This is a genomic window from Bradyrhizobium yuanmingense (assembly GCF_025200905.1).
In the GTDB taxonomy this organism is placed as follows: Bacteria; Pseudomonadota; Alphaproteobacteria; order Rhizobiales; family Xanthobacteraceae; genus Bradyrhizobium; species Bradyrhizobium yuanmingense.
Genome location: NZ_CP104173.1, coordinates 3,470,293 through 3,484,158, shown reverse-complemented (window position 1 = coordinate 3,484,158; position 13,866 = coordinate 3,470,293). Strand labels below are relative to the sequence as shown.

15 protein-coding genes are annotated in these 13,866 nt (G+C 65.0%); 8 read left to right on the top strand and 7 right to left on the bottom strand.

The window, feature by feature from the left end; genetic code table 11:
- Positions 1–239: 239 nt before the first annotated feature.
- The 3 genes from N2605_RS16420 to N2605_RS16410 form a co-directional block, all read right to left on the bottom strand.
- Complete coding sequence (locus tag N2605_RS16420) at positions 240–998, bottom strand: hypothetical protein (protein WP_225147924.1); 759 nt, start codon at positions 996–998, stop codon at positions 240–242.
- A gap of 172 nt (positions 999–1,170) precedes the next feature.
- Entirely contained in the window at positions 1,171–1,407 is a 237-nt protein-coding gene (locus tag N2605_RS16415) for a hypothetical protein (RefSeq protein WP_057029336.1), read from the bottom strand.
- Between the two features lie 76 nt (positions 1,408–1,483).
- On the bottom strand, positions 1,484–1,720 hold the full coding sequence (locus tag N2605_RS16410; protein WP_035999592.1) for a hypothetical protein: 237 nt from the start codon (positions 1,718–1,720) through the stop codon (positions 1,484–1,486).
- A 264-nt stretch (positions 1,721–1,984) separates the two neighbouring features.
- On the opposite strand from N2605_RS16410, the gene N2605_RS16405 reads away from it, so the two are divergent.
- A complete protein-coding gene (locus N2605_RS16405; RefSeq protein ID WP_035999606.1) occupies positions 1,985–2,332 on the top strand; it encodes a DUF6481 family protein in 348 nt (115 codons plus the stop codon).
- Between the two features lie 120 nt (positions 2,333–2,452).
- Here N2605_RS16405 and N2605_RS16400 read toward each other — a convergent pair whose 3' ends face one another.
- The gene (locus tag N2605_RS16400; protein WP_035999609.1) at positions 2,453–2,698 is read right to left on the bottom strand and encodes a pentapeptide MXKDX repeat protein; all 246 of its coding nucleotides are present in this window, start codon (positions 2,696–2,698) and stop codon (positions 2,453–2,455) included.
- A gap of 326 nt (positions 2,699–3,024) precedes the next feature.
- Here N2605_RS16400 and N2605_RS16395 point away from each other — a divergent pair, with 326 nt between their 5' ends.
- Genes N2605_RS16395 through N2605_RS16385 form a run of 3 tightly spaced genes read left to right on the top strand, consistent with a single transcriptional unit; the run spans position 3,025 to position 5,953 of the window.
- Positions 3,025–4,047, top strand: coding sequence for a TRAP transporter substrate-binding protein (locus N2605_RS16395; protein WP_225156065.1), 1,023 nt, complete (start codon positions 3,025–3,027; stop codon positions 4,045–4,047).
- Positions 4,044–4,598 carry a TRAP transporter small permease gene (locus N2605_RS16390; protein ID WP_057029145.1) on the top strand — a complete coding sequence of 185 codons (555 nt, stop codon included), beginning with the start codon at positions 4,044–4,046 and terminating at the stop codon, positions 4,596–4,598. Before N2605_RS16395 ends, N2605_RS16390 begins: the two co-directional genes overlap by 4 nt.
- Entirely contained in the window at positions 4,595–5,953 is a 1,359-nt protein-coding gene (locus tag N2605_RS16385) for a TRAP transporter large permease (RefSeq protein WP_057029144.1), read from the top strand. Before N2605_RS16390 ends, N2605_RS16385 begins: the two co-directional genes overlap by 4 nt.
- A 103-nt stretch (positions 5,954–6,056) precedes the next feature.
- On the opposite strand, the gene N2605_RS16380 is transcribed toward N2605_RS16385, so the two are convergent.
- Complete coding sequence (locus tag N2605_RS16380; RefSeq protein WP_036027964.1) at positions 6,057–6,740, bottom strand: GntR family transcriptional regulator; 684 nt, start codon at positions 6,738–6,740, stop codon at positions 6,057–6,059.
- Between the two features lie 227 nt (positions 6,741–6,967).
- On the opposite strand from N2605_RS16380, the gene N2605_RS16375 reads away from it, so the two are divergent.
- From N2605_RS16375 to N2605_RS16360, 4 genes are all read left to right on the top strand, one after another.
- On the top strand, positions 6,968–7,576 hold the full coding sequence (locus N2605_RS16375) for a TRAP transporter small permease (RefSeq protein WP_035999731.1): 609 nt from the start codon (positions 6,968–6,970) through the stop codon (positions 7,574–7,576).
- Entirely contained in the window at positions 7,576–8,841 is a 1,266-nt protein-coding gene (locus N2605_RS16370; RefSeq protein ID WP_036045581.1) for a TRAP transporter large permease, read from the top strand. Before N2605_RS16375 ends, N2605_RS16370 begins: the two co-directional genes overlap by 1 nt.
- Before the next feature lie 18 nt (positions 8,842–8,859).
- Positions 8,860–9,843, top strand: a complete 984-nt coding sequence (locus N2605_RS16365; protein WP_260347254.1) for a TRAP transporter substrate-binding protein — start codon at positions 8,860–8,862, stop codon at positions 9,841–9,843.
- Positions 9,844–9,916: 73 nt separating this feature from the next.
- Positions 9,917–10,843 carry a dihydrodipicolinate synthase family protein gene (locus N2605_RS16360; protein ID WP_260347253.1) on the top strand — a complete coding sequence of 309 codons (927 nt, stop codon included), beginning with the start codon at positions 9,917–9,919 and terminating at the stop codon, positions 10,841–10,843.
- Between the two features lie 105 nt (positions 10,844–10,948).
- On the opposite strand, the gene N2605_RS16355 is transcribed toward N2605_RS16360, so the two are convergent.
- Both N2605_RS16355 and N2605_RS16350 read right to left on the bottom strand, forming a co-directional pair.
- Positions 10,949–11,860 (bottom strand): hydroxymethylglutaryl-CoA lyase, encoded by a 912-nt coding sequence (locus N2605_RS16355; protein WP_260347252.1) that lies wholly within the window; start codon positions 11,858–11,860, stop codon positions 10,949–10,951.
- A gap of 1 nt (position 11,861) precedes the next feature.
- A complete protein-coding gene (locus tag N2605_RS16350; protein WP_260347251.1) occupies positions 11,862–13,865 on the bottom strand; it encodes an acetyl/propionyl/methylcrotonyl-CoA carboxylase subunit alpha in 2,004 nt (667 codons plus the stop codon).
- Position 13,866: the final 1 nt, after the last annotated feature.

Sequence of the window (13,866 nt, the reverse complement as noted above, 5' to 3'; positions counted from 1 at the left end):
GTAGGGCAACGCCTGCGAGAGTTTAATTCCGCCGCAAACGATCATGGCCCAGAGCGCCACGCTGATCTGGATGGCATCCAGCATGCACCACATCCCCCGCGAATCATCCCGTCATTTTTCTTTGAAATTGACGTGAGGGGGCGACGAGCACCAGAGCCAATTCATAGCAACCGCCGGCGTGCAAAAGGATGAGGCGGGCCCGAAGCCCGCCTCCAATGGTCCGATCCTGCCGGCAAAACTCAATAGCAGGCGCGGGGATCGGCCTGCACATATTGGCCGTTCGGATAGCGGTAGTAGCAGGTGCCCTGCGCCCAGTAATAGCCGGGCTGGGACGCCGCGGTCGCGCCAGCAATCGCGCCCGTCGCGCCGCCAAGAACCGCGCCTGCGGCGGCCCCGGTTGCATTGCCCGAGATCAGTCCGCCCAGCAGGCCGCCGACGAGCGCGCCGCCGAGCGCGCTGGCGCCGGGATCGGCCGGCGGTGGCGGCGGAGGTGGCGGCGCATAGGCCACCGGAGGCCGGGCGTAGACCACCGGCACGTCGTCGATATAGTCCTCTGAAATGTAGGCGGGCGGGCCGGCCAAACGCTGCGGATAATAATACCAGACGCCGCCAACGTCCCACCACCAGCCGGATCGGCCATGGCGGACGTCGTGGCGCCAGCGTCCACCCTCCCAGGCAAGGTTGCCGCGATAGGTGTGCCCACCCCAATCACGTGTGGGAGCAGGACCGCGCGCGACGTGACGTCCGGGCGGCGGGCCCCCGGCGTTGTGACCCGCATGGGGCTGACCGCCGGGCTGCGCAGGCCTGGTCGCTTGCTGCGGCGGAGGGCCCTTGCGCATGGGCGGATTGGCCTGTGGCGGCGCGCCTGCTGCCGGCCCGGCCGGCGGTTGGACGACCTCTTGCCGGGACCTGGCCTCTTGCGCCTGCGCCGACAGCGCGAGCAGCGACGTGGCCGAAACCAAGGGAATGAAGATCTTCAGATGTTTGGACGCACTCATGCGTGCTCGCCCCCTGCTCTCATGGCCGTGAATCCCGGGCGCGATCGGCGAATCGCCGCGCGCCGGGCTGATGCCGGCCGAAATCACTGCCCTGCTTGATCGGCTAAGTCCCGTTACAAATGATTAAGATCAGGGCATTTTTTCGGCCCCATGGCCATGCTGTAGAGCGCGCCTAGCGAGCCGGCTCGATCACATTGCAATTGCTTCGCCCGGACATCAGACAATCCTGCATCTTGCTGGCTGCCGTCAGATCCCGGGCAAGCCACCAGCCGACGCCGAGGATCACGACCGCGATGATCAATCCTGCCAGCGCGCCGCGGCGGTCGCCGCCGGACGGAGGCTTGGGCTGACGGTTCGGTCGAGGATGGGGCTCCTCGCCCGGTTCGGATCTGGACTCTGGCTTCGACATGGCCGCCTGGTCACGCTGGCGCGCTGGCTTTACCACCTCTGCGGCGTCGCGTCACATCCGGATCGTCCGGCCCAATTCAGCCCCGGGTCTGCTGGATTGCATCCTTGCGCAAGGTTTCGACCGCCGGAATTGCCTCCTGAACGCGCGGTGCGCAGCTCGTGAGCACGAATGCGGTCTGGGTGCATTCCCAATCCGCTCCCAGCACGGCACTTTCGATGGGCTGCGGACGAGCCAGCAGCAGCGCGGCGCCGGCCACGCCTGCCAGGGCGACGGCAATCGCGAGCGCCTTCAGGCTTGGTCTTGAGATTGTCATGCCCGTGCTCCGTCTCGTACGGGGCGGACGCTAGGCGTCGCCCATGTGCTCCCTTATGAGGGACATCACAATTCGGCAGTTTTTTCGGGCTACGAGAGATCGTCGGGGGGCGATTTTTCGTTGACCTGATCGGCTGCGATTATGGGTGGCTTCGCGACGCGCGCCGATGTACACGCTTCTGCGTCGCGTGGCGCCTGCTATGCCCAGCCGACTTACCAACAGGCACCGATGTAGGATCGAAAGCGAGGAAGACAAGGCTCGTCGATGAGTGGATTCAGGGAACCCGGCTTTGCAGACCGGCAAAAGGCGGCGCAGGACGCCCGCAAAAATCTTTTGAACAAGTTCAAGTCGCAGCCGGGGCCGGATGATCCCGCGGTGGCGGCGAAGCGCGCCGAGCGTGAGGCCCTCGCGGCCAAGCGCGCCGAGGCAAAGGCCGCGCGCGAGGCCGAAAAGGCTGAGCAGAAGCGCCTGGAGGAAGAGGCCAAGGCAGCCGAAGCTGCGCGGCTCGCGCGGGAAGCCGAGGAAGCCGCCGAGAAGCAGGCTGCGCTCGAGGCCGAGCAGAAGGCCAAGCGCGATGCGCGCTACGCCGCCCGCAAGGCTAAGCGCAAGTAAAACGCGCTGGTCACGTTCAATTGAACTTGAACTGAGCCATCATTCCGGCGGCCTCAAATGCCGCCGGAATTCGAGAGGACGCGGCCCGCCCAAGGGGCGTTGCGCGATGACGACCCGGGATCAGTTCTTCTTCATCATCCCGTCGTCCTTTTTCATGCCGTCCTTCGACATGTGATCCTTCTTCATGCCGTCGTCCTTGGACATGTGGTCCTTCTTCATCATGCCGTCCTTGGACATCGTGTCCTTTTTCATCATGCCATCATCCTTGCCCATCTTGTCCTGAGCAAAGGCGGCCGGCGCAAACGCGAGGCCTAGCGAGAGAGCGGCAGCCGAGACGCCGAGCACGATGCGGGTGCGAATGGTCATGGTTCATCTTCCTTCGTGATTTGTTTGTCAGCGACGGACGCCGCTATCCTGTCTCGACGGATAGCCGTGTGGCGTTGTTACGCTGACCATCGATAAATTTCTGCGGCCAGCCGCCCTCGTTGATTGGCGAGCCCGCATGGATCGGATGTGCTGCAGCGCAGCACAACCGACACTTGCCGCGGCACTCTGTCTCGAACTATCAGATGAAAGACCATCGGATGGAGACCGGCTTGGATTGGCCCCGCGGTCGCGAAGAACCCAGTTCAAATCACCTCTGCCAAAACACTCCGAGAAACGCCCAAAGAAACGCCCAAGGGGATTACATCATGTTCACGCGCCGCCATCTGCTCGCGACCGCCGTCGCGGCACCTGCCATTCTCCGCTTCGGCACCGGCACCGCGCAGGCCGCGACCACGCTGAAGATCTCGCATCAGTTCCCAGGCGGCACTATCGACAAGGGCGATTTCCGCGACCGGCTGTGCCGCATGTTCGCCGCCGAAGTGAGTAAGCGCAGCAATGGCGACATTGCCGCCGAGATCTATCCGAACTCCTCGCTGATCAAGACCAACGCGCAGTTCTCCGCCATGCGCAAGGGCGCGCTCGATATCAGCCTCTATCCGATGCCCTATGCCGGCGGCGAAGTGCCGGAAACCAATATCGGCCTGATGCCGGGCCTCGTGACCAACTACGACCAGGGTCTGCGCTGGAAGAAGGAGCCCGTCGGCAAGGCGCTGACCGACTTCCTGGCCGACAAGGGCATCATCCTGCTCACCTGGGTCTGGCAGGCCGGCGGCGTCGCCAGCCGTTCCAAGCCGATCGTCGTCCCGGAGGACGCCAAGGGCCTCAAGGTGCGCGGCGGCTCGCGCGAGATGGACATGGTGCTGCAGACCGCCGGCGCCTCGGTGTTGTCGGTCCCGTCGAACGAGATCTACGCGGCGATGCAGACCGGCGCCTGCGATGCCGGCATCACCTCCTCGACGAGCCTGATCTCGTTCCGCCTGGAAGAGGTCGCGAAGTCGCTGACCTCGGGCGCGGGCGCCTCCTATTGGTTCATGCTCGAGCCGCTGATGATGTCGAAGGCGATCTTCGACAAGCTGCCGAAGAACCATCAGGACATCCTGCTCGCGGTCGGCACCGAGCTCGAAGCCTTCGGCCGCAAGGGCGCGCAGGATGACGACGTCGAGGTCGCCAAGGTCTATGAGAAGGCCGGAGCCAAGGTCTCGGCGCTCGACGCCGCCACCGTCGGAAAATGGCGCGACATCGCCCGCGACACCGCGTGGAAGGACTACAGCGCCAAGACCGCGACCGCCGCAAACCTGCTCAAGCTCGCCATCGACGTCGCAGCATGAGCCACGGTCCGCTTCCGGATCGTGACGACCGGACGAGCGTTGCCGCGGGGACCGGCCCTGCGGCGGCGATCGATCGCGGTCTCGCCGTCCTCAACAGCATCATCGTCGTGTTCGCCGCGATCGCACTTGTCGCGGCCTGTGCAATCCTGAGCTACAGCGTGCTCAGCCGCGCGCTGTACAAGGCCGCGAACTATTGGCAGGACGAAGCCGCCGTGTTCCTGCTGGTCGGCGCGACCTTCATGACGGCGGCCTATGTGCAGCAGAACCGCGGTCATATCGGCATCGAGGCCTTCGTCGGCCTGCTCTCGCCATTCGCGAACCGGGTCCGGCTCTGGCTGGTCGATGCCGCCACGTTCCTGTTCTGCGCCTTCTTCACCTGGAAGTCGTGGACACTGGCGCACGAAGCCTATGTCGACGGCCAGGTCTCCAACTCGATGTGGTCGCCGCCGCTCGCCATTCCCTACACGCTTATGGCGCTGGGGATGAGCCTGCTCTGCATCCAGATCCTCGTGCAGCTTGCGCTGCCTTTCGCCGGAGCCAAGCGGCCATGAGCGTTTTCGGTATCGGCGTCGCCTACGGCATCGTGACGCTGCTCGTGATGTTCTCGGGCATGCCCATTGCGTTCGCGCTCGGCGCGGTCGCGGTGGTGTTCATGGCCATCTTCATGCCCTCGGCCTCGCTCGATACGGTGACGCAGAACGTCTACGAGGAGATGGCCTCGATCACGCTGTTGTCGATCCCGCTCTTCATCCTGAAGGGCGCGGCGATCGGCAAGTCCCGCGCCGGCCAGGATCTCTATCTGGCGCTGCATGCCTGGCTGCACCGCGTGCCCGGCGGCCTCGGCGTTGCCAACGTGTTCGCCTGCGCGCTGTTCGCGGCGATGGCGGGGTCTTCGCCGGCAACTTGCTCGGCGATCGGCTCGGCCGGGATCCCCGAGATGCGCAAGCGCGGCTATTCCGGCGGCTTCGCCGCCGGCATCATCGCAGCGGGGGGCACGCTCGGCATCCTGCTGCCGCCCTCGATCACGATGATCCTGTTCGCGGTCGCCGCCGAGAAGTCGCTCGGCCGCCTGTTCCTCGCCGGCATCGGTCCCGGCCTGCTGTTGGTCTTCCTATTCGGCGCCTATGCCGTCGTTCGCTTCCGCCAGGAATATGCCGCCGCCGAGGTGGCTTACAAGAACGGCGAACCGGAAGCTCCGATCTTGCATCGTGACGAGTACACGCTCGCCGAACGCTTCAGCGTGCTGCCGCGCGTGATCCCCTTCGTGCTGCTGCTCACCGGCGTCATGGTCGCGCTCTATGGCGGCTACGCCACGCCGTCGGAGACCGCGGGCCTCGGCGGCCTCCTCGCGCTGGCGCTGATCGCTGCAATTTACAGCGTATGGCGGCCGAGCGACCTCGCGCCGATTATGAAGTCGACGATCCGGGAATCGACCATGCTGATGATGATCATCGGCATGTCGCTGCTCTATTCCTACGTGATGAGCTATCTGCACATCTCGCAATCGGTCGCCGAATCCATCGTCGCGATGCATCTGCCGCGCTGGGAGCTGCTGTTCGCGATCCTCGTCATGGTCGTGGTGCTCGGCTTCTTCCTGCCGCCGGTCTCGATCATCCTGATGACGGCACCGATCATCCTGCCGCCGCTCCGCGCCGCCAATTTCGACATCATCTGGTTCGGCGTCGTCATGACCATCGTGATGGAGATGGGGCTGATTCATCCGCCGGTCGGCCTCAACATCTTCGTCATCCGCAACGTCGCGCCCGATATTCCCCTGCGCGAGGTGATCTGGGGTACGCTGCCCTTCGTGCTCTTGATGATGCTTGCAGTGCTGCTGCTGTGCCTGGTGCCGGGGATTTCGACCTGGCTGCCGGACCTCGTGATGGGGCCGGACGGGAGCAGGTAGAAGCGATCGCCGGCCTGTAGGGTGGATTAGCCGAAGGCGTAATCCACCTCTTCTGTCGCAGCGGAGACGAACAGCGGTGGGTTACGCCTTCGGCTAACCCACCCTACGATTTCTCCTTCCGCCGCGACTTCGGCGCGTTCGCCACCACCTGCAGCAGGTCTTTGCGCACGGCCTCGATGTGCCGCTCCAGGAAGCGGCAGGCCTCCTCTACTTTCTGCGCACGACAGAGCGCGATCAGATGGGCGTGCTCCTTCTCGGCAATGCCCATCGACTTGGTGTTGGAGAGTTGTAGCCGCGTGTAGCGGTCGCTGGTCTGCAGCAGCGACAGCACGATCGCGCGCGTGCGCGGCTGCGGGGCGTGGACGTAGAGCGCCATGTGGAAGTCGGCATTGAGCTGGCCCCACTCACTGACGTTGCGCGCCTTGATCGCCTTCTCGAAGCTCCGGTGGATGTCGTCGAGCCCGTCGAAATCCTGCGCGGTGAAGCGCGGCGCCGACTGCGCCAGCAGTCGCGGCTCCAGGATACGGCGGAGGTCGAACACGTCGTTGATCTCGTCCAACGACAGCTCCGAGACGATGGCGCCCTTCTGCGGCACGATGCGCACCAAGCCTTCCGCCTCGAGCTGGAACAGCGCCTCGCGCACCGGGATGCGGCTGACGCCATAGGCTTCGCCCAGCGCGTCCTGGCGCAGCTGCGATCCGGCCGGATAGGAGCCGTCGAGGATTGCCTGGCGGAGCTGGTCGACGATCGCAGCCGACAGGGTGCGATGCTTCAGAGGCTGTTTCATCTGATCGTCCGATGTCCTTCCCGACTCGCGCGGCCGACGCGGTCCCTGTCTTGCATGTCGAGCTGCCCGGCAAAAGCCGGGGCGCCGCATAGTGCCCAGCAAACGCGCGCCCTGCCGCCGAAATGACCGCAAACTCCGTTTGACTCCCAAAATGTATAAATTATACATTTGGCAATCGCACGACAAATCTTCAGGGGGTTGGGGCCTCTTTCATGATCGAGCAGACCATGCCGGCCACGCGCGCACTCAGCCTCCGACGCATGATCGTCCGGATGTCGAGCGCCCTGCTCGCCTGCGAGCGGCTCGCGCTGATGGGCCTGATGTACCTGCTCACCGGCCTGATCCTGGTGAACGTCGTCACCCGCTACTCGCATTTCCCGATCTACTGGATCGATGAATCCGCCGTCTATTGCGTGGTCTGGCTGACCTTCATCGGGGCATCCGCGATGACGCGGCTGAGGCTCGATTTCGCCGTGACCATGCTGACGGAGCGACTTTCCGGTCAGCACCAGAAATTTGCAAAAGTGATCTCGACCGGCCTCGTCGTGGTGTTCGGCGTCGCCCTGATCGTCACCTGCGTGCTCTGGATGGACCCGGTGGGCCTCGCCCGCGCCGGCTTCGACGGGCGTAAGCTCGCCGCCGAGACCTTCAACTTCCTCTACACCGAGCGCACGCAGACGCTGAACTGGCCGACCTGGGTGCTCTATCTGACGCTGCCGATCTTCGCGGTGTCGATGACCGTACATGGTCTCGCCAACCTGCTGGAAGATCTCGAGTTGGTCCCGCGCACGCCGCCGAAGGGTTTTCAGCTCTCCGAGCTCGACGGGGTCAATTGATGATCACGTCAGCAGCCTTCATGGCCTTCATGCTGGTCGGCGTACCGATTGGCCTCTGTCTCTGCCTCGCCGGCCTCGTCTACATCGCCGCCTCGGGCAACCCGGTGCTGTTCCAATCCTATCCGCTGCAGCTGTTCGGCGGGGTCGACAGCTACGGCCTGATCGCAATCCCGCTCTTCATCCTGATCGGCGAGATCATGAATGGCGGCGGCATCACGCGGCGCATCGTCGACATGGCGATGGCCTTCGTCGGCTCGCTCAAGGGTGGGCTCGCCTACGTCAACATCCTCGCCAACATGTTCATCTCGTCCATCCTGGGATCGGCGACCGCGCAGGTCGCGATCATGGCGCAGATCATGGTCCCCGAGATGGAGAAGAAGGGCTATGACAAGACCTTCGCGGCCGGCCTGACCGCCTATGGCGGCATGCTCGGCCCGATCATCCCGCCCTCGGTGATGTTCGTGGTCTACAGCGTGCTGGCGCAGGTCTCGGTAAGCGACATGCTGATCGCCGGCATCGTCCCGGGCGTCATCCTCACCGTGATGTTCTGCCTCGTCATCGCGCTGATGGGCTACATCTACAACTATCCGCGCGCGGCCTACCAGACGCCGCGCCAGCGCGTGATGACCATCCTGCGGACCTCGCCGACGCTGCTGATCCCGATCGTCATCGTCGGCACCATTCTCGGCGGCCTCGCCAACGCCACGGAATCCGCGGCCGTCGGCGCGGTGGCTGCGGCCCTGGTCGGAAAGTTCTGGACCAAGGAGTTCAAGTTCTCGCAGCTGCCACAGATGATGCTGCGCAGTGCGATCTATTCGGCGATCGTGCTGTTTCTGGTCGCAGCCGCCGCGGTGTTCTCCTGGGTGCTGATCTTCGGCAAGGTGCCACAGGAGACCGCCGCCTGGATCCAGACCGTCGCCAAGGATCCGGTCAGCTTCATGCTGATCTGCAACGTCATCCTGCTGCTGATCGGCACTGTCATCGACGGCATTCCCGGCTTGATCATGACGGTGCCGATCCTGCTGCCGGTCGCAACCGAGATCTATCACATCGACCCCCGGCAATTCGGCGTCGTCGTGGTGATTAACCTCGTGCTCGGCCTTTTGTCGCCGCCGGTCGGGCTTTGCTTCTTCGTCGCGGCCGCCGTCACCGGCGCCAAGCCCGGCAGGATGTTCATGGTGACGCTGCCCTTCTTCGTCATCGCCTGCATCCTCCTGGTGCTGCTCTCGCTGTACCCATCGCTCTCGCTGATCCTCGTCAAATAGGCCCAAAGGAGTCCCACGATGCCGCTTTCACGCCGCCACTTTCTCGCCGCCAGTGCCGCCGCCTCGGTGTTCACCCCGTCGCTGGCGCTCGCCCAGGCCAAGGAATTCCGTCTCGGCCTGATCACGCCGAACGGCCATTCCTGGAACAAGGCCGCGCTCAAATTCGGTGACGAGCTCAAGGCCGCCACCAACGGCCGCCTGACCCTGACCGTCTTTCACGCCGGCCAGCTCGGCAACGAGACCGCGATGATGCAGCAATTGCAGTCCGGCGCGCTCGACATGGGCTTCATCCAGGCCGCCGAGCTCGGCTCGCGCGTGCCGCACATCGCCGCGATCAACGCGCCTTACATCGTGCGCTCGACGCCGGCGGTGGCAAAGTTCGTGCGGCATCCGGCGGCGGTGAAGTTGTTCGAGGTGCTGCCGCAGGAGACCGGCACGATCGGGCTCGGCTGGGGCATCACTGGAATGCGCGCGGTGTTCTCCTCCAAGGACCTGAATTCGCTCGCCGACATCAAGGGCATGAAGCTGCGCATCAACCCGACGCCGGTCTATCGCGACTTCTATTCCTCGCTCGGCGCGGCGCCGACGCCGATCCCGACGCCGCAAGTGTTCGACGCCATGGCCAACGGCCAAGTCGATGGTCTCGAGGCCGATCTCGAATTCTCCTGGAACCAGCGTTTCGACAAGGTGTCGAAGGTGATCCTGCAGATGAACGCCGTCTTCATGCCGATGGCCGCGGTCGTCTCCGGCCGCGTCTGGCAATCGCTGCCCGCCGCCGACCGCGAGCTGATCACGAAAACGATCAAGACGACGCTGGACGCGCAGATCGACGAGCTCGCCGGCAACGAGCCCACGCTGATCCAGAACTTCAAGAAAGCACCGATCCCGATCCGCCAGGTCGATGCCAAGGACACCGAGGCCGTGATTGCCGAGTTCGACAAGATCTGGCTGCCCAAGGCCCCCGTCCTCGCCGAGCTGCGCAAGGTCGGCGCGACGCTCTGATCCCGTTCCCCATCCCTTTCACAAGAGCCGGCGGCTCCAGCCCCCCGCCGGCATCTACACCTGGAGTCAAATCATGAGCCGCCGCGTTGCCTGGGAAGGCGTCTTCCCGGCCGTCACCACCCAATTCTACGACGATCTCTCGCTCGACATCGACGCAACCGCCAAGGTGATGGACGGATTGATCCGCGACGGCGTCTCCGGCCTGATCGTCTGCGGCTCGGTCGGCGAGAACACCTCGCTTGAGCGCAAGGAGAAGGTCGCGATCATGGAAGCGGCGAAGTCGGTCGCGAAGGGCCGGGTGCCCGTGCTGTGCGGCATCGCCGAATTCACCACCGCGTTTGCGGTGGAGACCGCGAAGGAAGCAGCACGAATCGGCATCGACGGCGTCATGGTGATGCCGGCGCTGGTCTATTCCTCCAAGCCGCACGAGACCGCCGCGCATTTTCGCGCTGTCGCCTCTGCGACCGACCTGCCGGTGATGCTCTACAACAACCCGCCGATCTACAAGAACGACGTTACGCCCGACATCCTGGCCTCGCTCGCCGACGTCGAGACCGTGGTCTGCTTCAAGGATTCCTCCGGCGACACGCGACGCTTCATCGACACCCGCAACATGGTCGGCGACCGCTTCGTGCTGTTCGCAGGTCTCGACGACGTCATCGTCGAGAGCGTCGCCATGGGCGCTGTGGGCTGGGTCTCCGGCATGTCCAACGCCTTCCCGCGCGAGGGCGAGACCCTGTTCCGCCTCGCCAAGGCCGGGCGCTTCGCCGAGGCGATGCCGCTCTACGAATGGTTCATGCCGCTCCTGCACCTCGATGCGCGCCCGGACCTCGTCCAGTGCATCAAGCTGTGCGAGCACATCATGGGCCGCGGCACCGCCCTGACGCGCCCGCCCCGCCTGGCACTGCTGCCGCAGGAAACGGCCGAGGTCGAGGCCCTGATGGCCAAGGCGCTGAAGAACCGCCCGCGCCTGCCGGATGTCGGGCTGAAGGCGGCTTGAAAACTCTCTCGGTCGTCATTGCGAGGAGCCCTTGCGACGAAGCAATCCAGACCGCCTCAGCGGAAAGACTCTGGATTGCTTCGCTTCGCTCGCAATGACGGAGAACTAGGAGACAGCCCGCTTCTTCTTCGCGTTCAGCGCGGAGGCCACGCGGCTCACGGGCGGCTTGCCGAGCACGCCGCTCATCGCGTTCGTCGCCGCCAGCAGCTTCTCCATATCGACACCCGTCCTGACGCCCATACCCTCCAGCATGTAGACGACGTCCTCGGTCGCGATGTTCCCCGTCGCGCCCGGCGCATAGGGACAGCCGCCGAGCCCGCCGGCAGCGGCGTCGATGACCCGGACGCCCTCCTCCAGGCCCGCATAGAGGTTGGCGAGCGCCTGGCCGTAAGTGTCATGGAAATGCATCGCGAGCCTGGCTGCGGGAATGTGGGCCGCAACCGCGCGCAGCATCTCCTTGGCCTTGGCTGGCGTGCCGACACCGATTGTGTCGCCGAGCGAGATCTCGTAGCAGCCGAGCTCGAACAGCGTGCGCGCGAGATCGGCGACCGCCTTCGGCTTGATCTCGCCATCGAACGGACAGCCCAGCACGCAGGAGATATAGCCGCGCACCTTGACGCCATCCTCCCTGGCGCGCGCCAGCACCGGCTTGAAGCGCTCGATGGACTCCGCAATCGTGCAGTTGATGTTCGCCCGGGAAAACCCCTCGGAGGCCGCCGCGAACACGGAGACCACTTTCGCGCCCGCGGCACGCGCGGCGTCATAGCCTTTCTCGTTCGGCACCAGCACGTGGAATTCGGCGCCCTTCACATGCGCGACGCCGCGCAGCACGGCATCCGAGCTTGCCATCTGCGGGATAGCCTTGGGCGAGACGAAGGCGCCGACCTCCACGGTATCCAGCCCGGCCGCCACGAGCGCCTCGATGAAGGCGATGCGCGCCTCGACGCTGACGGACGTCTTCTCGTTCTGAAGGCCGTCGCGCGGCCCCATTTCGATGATGCGGACCGGATCGCTCATCTCATTCCCCTGCAGGTTCGACCATAGCGAGCTCGACGCCCTCCTGCACGATGTCGCCGACCTTGCACTTGATAGATTTCAGCACGCCGGCATAGGGCGCGCGCAGCGTCTGCTCCATCTTCATCACTTCCAGCGTGAGGATCGGCGCGCCCTTCTCCAGCTCGGCCCCCTCCTCGGCCAGCACGGCAACCACCGTGCCCGGCAAGGGTGCTGCGATCTTGTCCTCGCCGACATGCTCCTCGCTCTCGCCTCCGAACGGATCCACCCAATGCAGGTCGAAGCGGCCGTTGCGCGTGCGCAGGTACAGCTCATGGCCATCGATGACCGCTGCCACCGACGATTTGACGCCGTCGAGCGTCAGATCGAAGCCCCCATCCTTCGCTGCGATCGTGAACGCCAGCTCGCGGTCGCCGATCACCAGCGTCGACGGTCCGCTGCCATAGTTCAGCGCGATCTTCTGCTCCGGACCATGGCCGACACGGAAGGCAAAGCTGCGCTGGCGGCGACCGATCGGCTGCCAGCCGAAGGTCTGCCACGGCGAATTCGTCTCGGCCTGCGCGGCCTGCTGTTCCTCGTTGACGATTGCGGCGACTGCGGCGCAGAGCTCGAGCTCTCCAGGCGCCGGCGCCGCCGCGGTCAGCACCGCCAGCTCGCGCTCGATGAAGCCGGTGTCAATCGCATTGATCCGCACCTGCGGATGCGTCATCAGCGCCGACAGGAACGGGATGTTGGTGACGATGCCGCGGACGTCGGATTCCTCCAGCCCGCGGTTCAGCCGCTCGATCGCGACGTCCCGCGTCGGCGCCCACGCGATCACCTTGGCGAGCATGGCGTCATAATACGGCGAGACCGTATCGCCCTCGCGATAGCCAGCGTCGATACGCAAGCCCCCGGTCTCCGCCGGCAACCGCCAGGTCGAGATCCTGCCGACCGACGGCATGAAGTTCTTGGTCGGGTTCTCGGCGTAGACGCGCGCCTCGACGGCATGGCCGTTGAGCCTGATCTCATCCTGCTTGAGCGGCAGCGCCTCGCCGAAGGCAACGCGTAGCTGCCACTCGACCAGGTCGATGCCGGTGATCAGCTCGGTGACGGGATGCTCGACCTGCAGGCGCGTATTCATCTCGATGAAGAACACGTCCTTGCCGTCGGAGACGAACTCGATGGTGCCGGCACCGACATAGTTCACCGCGCCCGCCGCTTTTCGCGCGGCGGCGCAGACGGTTTCGCGCTGCGCAGCATTGAGCGTCGGTGATGGCGCCTCCTCGATCACCTTCTGATGCCGGCGCTGGAGCGTGCATTCGCGCTCGAACAGCGAGAGCAGATTGCCATGGCTGTCGCCGATGATCTGCACCTCGATATGCCGGGGATTGTCGACGTACTTCTCGATCAACATGCGGTCGTCGCCGAAGGCGGCCTTGGCCTCGCGCTTGGCGCTGACGATCGCCGGCGCCAACTCATCGGCGGACCGCACGATGCGCATGCCGCGCCCGCCGCCACCGGCGGAGGCCTTCACCAGCACGGGAAAGCCGATCTTGTCCGCCGCCTTGGCGAGCGTCGCCTCGTCCTGGGCCTCGCCGTGATAGCCTGATACCAGCGGCACGCCGGCCTTCTCCATCAGCTCTTTCGAGCCGGATTTCGAGCCCATTGCCGTCATCATCCCGGCGGTCGGCCCGACGAAGACGAGGCCGGCGTCATAACAAGCCTGCGCGAACTCGGCATTCTCGGAGAGGAAGCCGTAGCCGGGATGCACGGCCTCCGCTCCGGTCTTGCGCGCGGCCTCGATCAAGCGCTCGATATTGAGATAGCTGTCGCGGGCGCGGGCGGGCCCGAGCAATACGGCCTCATCGGCGAGCGCGACATGCATCGCCTCGCGATCGGCCTCGGAATAGATCGCGACCGTGCGCAGGCCCATCGCACGGGCGGTGCGGATGACGCGGCAGGCGATCTCGCCGCGGTTGGCGACCAGGAGCGTGCGGAAACGCCGGTAGAGTTTTGAGCGGTCCATC

Excerpts from the sequence above, each read along its gene's own strand:
- N2605_RS16400 (WP_035999609.1), bottom strand. The coding sequence starts at position 2,698 with ATGACCATTCGCACCCGCATCGTGCTCGGCGTCTCGGCTGCCGCTCTC.
- N2605_RS16390 (WP_057029145.1), top strand. The coding sequence starts at position 4,044 with ATGAGCCACGGTCCGCTTCCGGATCGTGACGACCGGACGAGCGTTGCC.
- N2605_RS16370 (WP_036045581.1), top strand. The coding sequence starts at position 7,576 with ATGATCACGTCAGCAGCCTTCATGGCCTTCATGCTGGTCGGCGTACCG.
- N2605_RS16395 (WP_225156065.1), top strand. The coding sequence starts at position 3,025 with ATGTTCACGCGCCGCCATCTGCTCGCGACCGCCGTCGCGGCACCTGCC.
- N2605_RS16365 (WP_260347254.1), top strand. The coding sequence starts at position 8,860 with ATGCCGCTTTCACGCCGCCACTTTCTCGCCGCCAGTGCCGCCGCCTCG.
- N2605_RS16355 (WP_260347252.1), bottom strand. The coding sequence starts at position 11,860 with ATGAGCGATCCGGTCCGCATCATCGAAATGGGGCCGCGCGACGGCCTT.
- N2605_RS16360 (WP_260347253.1), top strand. The coding sequence starts at position 9,917 with ATGAGCCGCCGCGTTGCCTGGGAAGGCGTCTTCCCGGCCGTCACCACC.
- N2605_RS16410 (WP_035999592.1), bottom strand. The coding sequence starts at position 1,720 with ATGACAATCTCAAGACCAAGCCTGAAGGCGCTCGCGATTGCCGTCGCC.
- N2605_RS16375 (WP_035999731.1), top strand. The coding sequence starts at position 6,968 with ATGCCGGCCACGCGCGCACTCAGCCTCCGACGCATGATCGTCCGGATG.
- N2605_RS16420 (WP_225147924.1), bottom strand. The coding sequence starts at position 998 with ATGAGTGCGTCCAAACATCTGAAGATCTTCATTCCCTTGGTTTCGGCC.
- N2605_RS16350 (WP_260347251.1), bottom strand. The coding sequence starts at position 13,865 with ATGGACCGCTCAAAACTCTACCGGCGTTTCCGCACGCTCCTGGTCGCC.
- N2605_RS16380 (WP_036027964.1), bottom strand. The coding sequence starts at position 6,740 with ATGAAACAGCCTCTGAAGCATCGCACCCTGTCGGCTGCGATCGTCGAC.
- N2605_RS16415 (WP_057029336.1), bottom strand. The coding sequence starts at position 1,407 with ATGTCGAAGCCAGAGTCCAGATCCGAACCGGGCGAGGAGCCCCATCCT.
- N2605_RS16385 (WP_057029144.1), top strand. The coding sequence starts at position 4,595 with ATGAGCGTTTTCGGTATCGGCGTCGCCTACGGCATCGTGACGCTGCTC.
- N2605_RS16405 (WP_035999606.1), top strand. The coding sequence starts at position 1,985 with ATGAGTGGATTCAGGGAACCCGGCTTTGCAGACCGGCAAAAGGCGGCG.